A 6,125-nucleotide genomic window follows, 5' to 3' on the forward strand; every position below is an offset into this window, starting at 1 on the left:
TCGCCGCCTGGCCGGCGGCGCCGCGGCCGGTGACCGCGCGGGCGCTGCTGCCCGAGCGGGCGCTCGCCGGCGACGAGCAGGCCCGCCGGGTGCTCATCGATGAGATCTACCTGCCGCTGCGCGACGCGGGCGCGCCGCTGCTGGGAACCGCTGGCACCTATCTCGACTTCGGTGCCTCGCTGGAGGCGACCGCGAAGGCCCTCTACCTCCACCCCAACACGGTGCGTTATCGCCTGAGAAAGGCCTCGGAGGTGTGCGGCCTCGACACGGCCGACCATCGCCAACGTTTCACGCTGCACATAGCGCTCCTCCTCGGCCGTCTCGAGGGATAGCTCCAGGCCAGGCGGCGGACGCGGCCACGCCACCAATCCGACGCGGACGGGCGGGCGTCCCGGCGGGCATCCGGGGGCCCGCGGAACGGAGCGGCGAAACACCGCCGGGAGCAGCCTCGAAGCCGCTGGAGACCCCGCGGTGAACACTCGTCGTGTCGTGGACGACCTACAGGCGTGATGGCGCGAGCGCGGGCGTTCGACGGCTCGTCGCCGCTGCGAGAACGGTCACATCGCCCGACTTAACGGCCCTGTCACACGATTGTCGACCCAGGTACCGCCACGTGACTAACGTACCCGTCCGGGCTAGACGTTTTGTAGGACGTCTACAACGAGCCGTCGGCACATCGGTGAGTGGCCGCCAGCGACAACCGGCCCTCGCGAAGGGTTAGGTAGTGACGTGCTCGCCATCCTCGCGCCAGGACAAGGCGCCCAAGCCTCGGGAATGCTCCGACCGTGGCTCGAACTACCGGGCGTCGCCGCGCGCCTGCGTTGGTTCGCCGCGGCCGCCGGCATCGACCTGGTCGAGCTCGGAACCGAGGCTCCGGCGGAGACCATCAAGGACACGGCGGTCGCGCAGCCACTGATCGTGGCCGCCGGCCTGATCGCGGCCGAACAGCTGGGCCTGCCCGTCGCGGGCGGTGCGCCCGCCGGCGCGCTGCTGGTCGCCGGCCACAGCGTCGGCGAGATCACCGCGGCCGCGCTCACCGGCACGCTCTCGCCTGAGGCCGCGCTGGCGCTGGTGGCGCTGCGCGGCCGGGCCATGGCTCAGGCCTCGGCCCGCACCCCGACCGGCATGTCGGCACTGCTCGGCGGTGACCCGGACGAGGTGGCCGCGCACCTGGAAGGCCTGGGCCTGACCCCGGCGAACCGCAACGGCGCCGGCCAGATCGTGGCCGCGGGTGACCTCGACGCGCTGGCGAAGCTCGCCGCCGAGCCGCCGGCCGGCGTCCGGGTGCGCGCGCTCGCCGTCGCGGGCGCGTTCCACACCCACTACATGGACTCGGGGCGCGAGGCGCTCGCCGAGGTGGCCCCGGGCATCCGCCCCGGAACGCCGCGCGTCGGCCAGGTCTCGAACGCGGACGGCGCGGTGGTGGCCGACGGCGCCCAGATGGTGGCCCGCCTCGTCGGCCAGGTGGCCGCGCCGGTGCGCTGGGACCTGTGCCTGGCGACGCTGCGTGAACTGGGCGTCAGGGCCGTCATCGAGCTGCCGCCGGCCGGCACGCTGGCCGGCATCGCCCGCCGGGAACTGCCAGGGGTGAAGATCCTGGCAGTGAAGAGCCCCGCCGACCTGCCCGCCGCGCGCGAGCTGCTGGCCGAGTTCGCGGGCACCGAGCAACCGCCAGCGACGACCGTTACGATTCCCGCGCCCGCCGGCGAGCCGGTCTCGGCCGGTGCCCGGGTTGGGGAGGCCCGATGACCGCCGCCGCTCGTGTCCTCGGTCTGGGCACGTACCGCCCGGTCCGTCTGGTCACCAACGACGACCTCGCGCAGCGTGTCGAGACGTCCGACGAGTGGATCCGCACCCGGACGGGCATCGCCACCCGCCGGATCGCCGACGCCGACGAGACCACGGTCATGATGGGCGCCGCGGCCGCGGAGAAGGCGCTGGCCGCCGCCGGCGTCGCCGCGGCCGACATCGACCTCGTCATCACCGCGACCTGCACGAGCCCGTCACAGATCCCCGGCGCCGCCCCACAGATCGCGCACCGCGTCGGGCTGGGCTCGGCCGGCGCGTTCGACATCAACGCGGGCTGCGCCGGCTTCTGCTACGCGCTCGCCCAGGCGGCGGACACCGTCCGCGCGGGAACCGCCCGGCACGTGCTCGTGGTCGCCACCGAGCGGCTGTCCGACTACACCGACTGGGACGACCGCACGACGTGCATCCTGCTGGCCGACGGCGCCGGCGCGGCGGTCGTCGGGCCCGCCGAGCACGACGAGATCGGCCCGGTGGTCTGGGGCCACGACGGCTCACGCCCGGACGTGATCAGGGTTCCGGGCTACGGCGACAACCTGTTCCGGATGGAGGGGCAGGCGGTCTTCCGCTGGGCCCTGACCCTGGTCCCGACGCTGCGCAAGATCTGTGAGCGCGCCGGCGTCGCCCCGGAGGAGCTCGCCGGGATCGTGCCGCACCAGGCCAACCTGCGCATCATCGAGGCGCTGGTGAGTGGCCTGGGCGCGAAGGACGCGGTCGTCGGCCGTGACGTCGTCGACTCGGGCAACACCTCGGCCGCGAGCATCCCGCTGGGGCTGTCGCGGCTGGTCGACGCCGGTGAGCTACGGCGCGGCGACCCGGTCCTCCTGTTCGGTTTCGGTGCAGGCTTGACCTACTGTGGCCAGGTCATCCGATGCCCCTGACGGCGGTGCCGACCGGAGCGAGCCATACCCTGCTCGCCACCCGTCGGATGGTGTCGCCGGGCCAGCGCCCGCGCGCCGCCCCGATCTGCGGGTGACCGTCACCAACCTGAACCTCTACAGCTGCCCGATCAAGAAAGGTCCCTGATGTCCCAGACTGATGTCCTCGCCGGTCTCGCCGAGATCCTCGAGGAGGTCGCCGGCGTGGACCCGGCCGACGTCACCCCCGAGAAGACCTTCATCGACGACCTGGACGTCGACTCGCTCTCGATGGTCGAAGTCGTCGTCGCGGCCGAGGAGAAGTTCGGCGTCAAGATTCCGGACGACGACGTGAAGACCCTCAAGACCGTCGGCGACGCCGTTTCCTACATCCAGCGGGCGGGTGTCGCGGCGTGATCCGATCCCCTAGGCGGGTCGTCGTCACCGGCCTCGGGGCGACCACTCCGCTCGGGGGCGATGTGGCGTCCACGTGGGAGGGGCTGCTCGCCGGCCGGTCCGGTGTGCGCCGTCTCACGGAGGACTGGATCGAAACGGTGCCGGTCCACATCGCCGCCCCGCTCGCGGTCGAGCCCCCGCTCGGCCGGGTCGAGGCCCGCAAGCTCGACCGGACCCAGCAGATGGCTCTGGTCGCCTCGCGTGAGGCGTGGGCCGACGCCGGAACACCGGAGGTCGACCCGCTGCGGTTGATGGTCTGTGTCGGCTCCGGCATCGGCGGCGTGCTGACCCTGCTCTCCCAGCACGACGTGCTGCGCGAGCAGGGCGCTCGTAAGGTGACCCCGCACGTCGTCCCGATGCTGATGCCGAACGGCCCGGCCGCCACCGTGGGGCTGGCGTTCGGCGCGAAGGGCGGCGTGCGTGCCCCGGTCAGCGCCTGCGCGTCCGGCACGGAGGCCATCGCGCTCGCGTACGAACTGATCAAGTTCGGCCGCGCGGATGTCGTCATCGCCGGCGGGACGGAGGCGGCGATCGCGCCGCTGCCGATCGCCGGGTTCGCGCAGATGCAGGCGCTGTCGAAGCGCCAGGACGACCCGACGCTGGCCTCGCGGCCGTTCGACAAGGCTCGGGACGGGTTCGTGCTCGGCGAAGGCGCCGGCATACTGGTGCTGGAGGCCGAGGAGTACGCGAAGGCCCGTGGCGCCCGGATCCACGGCTACCTCGCCGGCGCCGGGATCAGCTCCGACGCATACCATGTGGCCGCGCCCGAGCCGAACGGGGCGGGCGCGGCGCGGGCGGTCCAGGAGGCACTGGAGACCGGCGACCTGACCCCGGCCGACGTGGCGCACGTCAACGCGCACGCGACGTCGACCCCCGTCGGTGACCTCGCCGAGGCGAAGGCGCTGTACCTGGCGCTTGGTTCGGCGGCGAGCTCGGCCGTGGTGACGGCGACCAAGTCGATGACCGGGCACCTGCTCGGCGCGGCCGGCGCCGTCGAGTCCGTGGCCACCGTGCTGGCGATGCGCGATCGCATCGTTCCGGCGACCCGCAACCTCGACGCTCTCGACGACGAGATCGAGCTGGACGTGGTGCGGATCGACAACCGAAACATCAAGTCAGGCGCGGCTCTGTCGAACTCGTTCGGGTTCGGCGGACACGACGTATGCCTAGCGTTCACGCCTGAATGACGTTGGGACGGGGCGGGCGAACGCCTGCCCCGGCACCAGCGGTCAGCGACAACGGGAGACGGCGACCAGAAGCCGGCTCCCGGCAGGACACGGCGGACCGCCGTCGGGTGCCCGGATCCGGATCGGGTACCCGACGGCTACCCCGTGGCCGTGGCGGCGCCGATGGCGCCGATGCCTCGGCGGGCCAGGACGGTGATCCCGCGCTGCCCGCACGCTGCCGCCCGGCGCGCCGCGAGGCGCGCGACGTCAGTACGCCCTGCCCCGCGTACCAGACGGATGTGCAAGCCGGCCGGCCGCGCTAGCGGTTGGTCGCAGGAGCAGGCTGTTCGCCGCCCAGGCAAGGAGATTCCCGGTGAGTCTGTCCACGATGGAACTCGTCGACCCCCGTACCCCCGTCGCCCGGCTGAACCACTTCTTCGACGACGACACGGTCACTCTGTTCGCCGCGCCCGACACGTCGGGTGTCGTCGCAGGGCAGGGACTCGTCGACGGCAACGAGGTGGTCGCCTTCGCGACCGACGTGACGGTACAAGGTGGGGCGATGGGGCGCGACGGTTGCGCGCGCATCGTGCACGCCATCGAGTCGGCCGCCCGGATGAGCGTGCCGGTGGTCGGCATCTGGCACTCCGGCGGCGCCCGGCTGCAGGAGGGCGTCGCCTCGCTCGACGGAGTCGGCCGGGTCTTCGCCGCGATCGTGCGCGCGTCCGGCCGCATCCCCCAGATCTCCCTGGTGCTCGGCGCGGCTGCCGGCGGCGCCGCCTACGGCCCGGCGCTGACCGACCTGGTGATCATGGGCCCGGACGCCAAGGTCTTCGTCACCGGCCCGGACGTGGTGCGCTCGGTGACCGGCGAGGACTGCACCGCCGACAGCCTCGGCGGCCCGGACACGCACTCCAAGAAGAGCGGCGTCGTCCACCTGAGCTGCGAGTCCGACGACCAGGCGGTGGAGACGACCCGTCACCTCGTGTCGCTGCTCGCCGACCAGCGTGACATCGGGCAGGTCGAGCCCCGCGAGCTCAGCGCGTTCCTGCCGGAGTCGCCGCGCCGCGCCTACGACGTCCGGCCCCTCGTCGGCGGCGTGCTCGACGACGGCTTCATCGAACTGCACCCCAAGTGGGCCCGCAACATCGTCACGGCGCTCGGCCGGATCGGCGGCCGCACGGTCGGCGTGGTCGCGAACAACCCGCTGCGCCGCGGCGGCTGCCTGGACTCGCTGTCGGCGGAGAAGGCCTCCCGATTCGTGCGGATGTGCGACTCGTTCGGGGTGCCGCTGATCGTCCTCGTCGACGTCCCCGGCTACCTGCCCGGCGTCGGCCAGGAGTGGGAGGGCGTGGTGCGCCGCGGCGCCAAGCTGCTCTACGCCTTCGCCGAGTGCACCGTGCCCAGGGTGACCGTGGTGACCCGCAAGGCCTACGGCGGCGCGTACATCGCGATGAACGCCTCCTGCCTGGGCGCCACGGCGGTCTACGCCTGGCCGACGGCCGAGATCGCCGTGATGGGCCACGAAGCGGCCGTGAAGATCATCCACCGCCGCACGATCGCCGCCGTGCCGACGCAGCGCCAGCCAGAGGTCATCAAGGAGTTGGCCGAGGAGCACGCCGTCGCCGTCGGCGGCGTCGAGAAGGCGGTCGAGCTCGGCGTGATCGACGCGGTCGTCTCGCCGATCGACACCCGCGGCGCGATCGCGGCGGCGATCGCCGACGCACTCGCCGCCGGCCGTCCCGACAAGAACGTTCACGGCAACATCCCGCTGTGACATTGGTTCGCTCCGGCGACCTCCGCGGAGGCCCAACCCACGTCGCTTCGCTCGTGGGCCGGG

The 6,125-nt window shown here is 72.9% G+C and carries 6 protein-coding genes; all 6 read left to right on the forward strand.

Going from position 1 to position 6,125, the window contains the following annotated elements; genetic code table 11:
- On the forward strand, positions 1-332 hold a 332-nt coding region (locus tag FRCN3DRAFT_RS49000), incomplete at its 5' end, for a PucR family transcriptional regulator (protein WP_007520359.1).
- Positions 333-729: 397 nt separating this feature from the next.
- Positions 730-1,749, forward strand: a complete 1,020-nt coding sequence (locus FRCN3DRAFT_RS0241755; RefSeq protein ID WP_007520361.1) for an ACP S-malonyltransferase — start codon at positions 730-732, stop codon at positions 1,747-1,749.
- On the forward strand, positions 1,746-2,687 hold the full coding sequence (locus FRCN3DRAFT_RS0241760) for a beta-ketoacyl-ACP synthase III (protein ID WP_007520363.1): 942 nt from the start codon (positions 1,746-1,748) through the stop codon (positions 2,685-2,687). The genes FRCN3DRAFT_RS0241755 and FRCN3DRAFT_RS0241760 overlap by 4 nt, the downstream gene beginning before the upstream one ends.
- A gap of 144 nt (positions 2,688-2,831) precedes the next feature.
- Positions 2,832-3,080, forward strand: coding sequence for an acyl carrier protein (locus FRCN3DRAFT_RS0241765; RefSeq protein WP_007520367.1), 249 nt, complete (start codon positions 2,832-2,834; stop codon positions 3,078-3,080).
- Positions 3,077-4,306: a beta-ketoacyl-ACP synthase II gene (gene fabF, locus FRCN3DRAFT_RS0241770; protein WP_007520368.1), complete on the forward strand. Its 1,230-nt coding sequence runs from the start codon at positions 3,077-3,079 to the stop codon at positions 4,304-4,306. Before FRCN3DRAFT_RS0241765 ends, fabF begins: the two co-directional genes overlap by 4 nt.
- Before the next feature lie 352 nt (positions 4,307-4,658).
- Positions 4,659-6,062 carry an acyl-CoA carboxylase subunit beta gene (locus FRCN3DRAFT_RS0241775; RefSeq protein ID WP_007520370.1) on the forward strand — a complete coding sequence of 468 codons (1,404 nt, stop codon included), beginning with the start codon at positions 4,659-4,661 and terminating at the stop codon, positions 6,060-6,062.
- The last annotated feature ends 63 nt before the right edge of the window (positions 6,063-6,125 follow it).

It is taken from the genome of Pseudofrankia saprophytica (assembly GCF_000235425.2).
Classification (GTDB): domain Bacteria; phylum Actinomycetota; class Actinomycetes; order Frankiales; family Frankiaceae; genus Pseudofrankia; species Pseudofrankia saprophytica.

Excerpts from the sequence above, each read along its gene's own strand:
- FRCN3DRAFT_RS0241760 (WP_007520363.1), top strand. The coding sequence starts at position 1,746 with ATGACCGCCGCCGCTCGTGTCCTCGGTCTGGGCACGTACCGCCCGGTC.
- FRCN3DRAFT_RS0241765 (WP_007520367.1), top strand. The coding sequence starts at position 2,832 with ATGTCCCAGACTGATGTCCTCGCCGGTCTCGCCGAGATCCTCGAGGAG.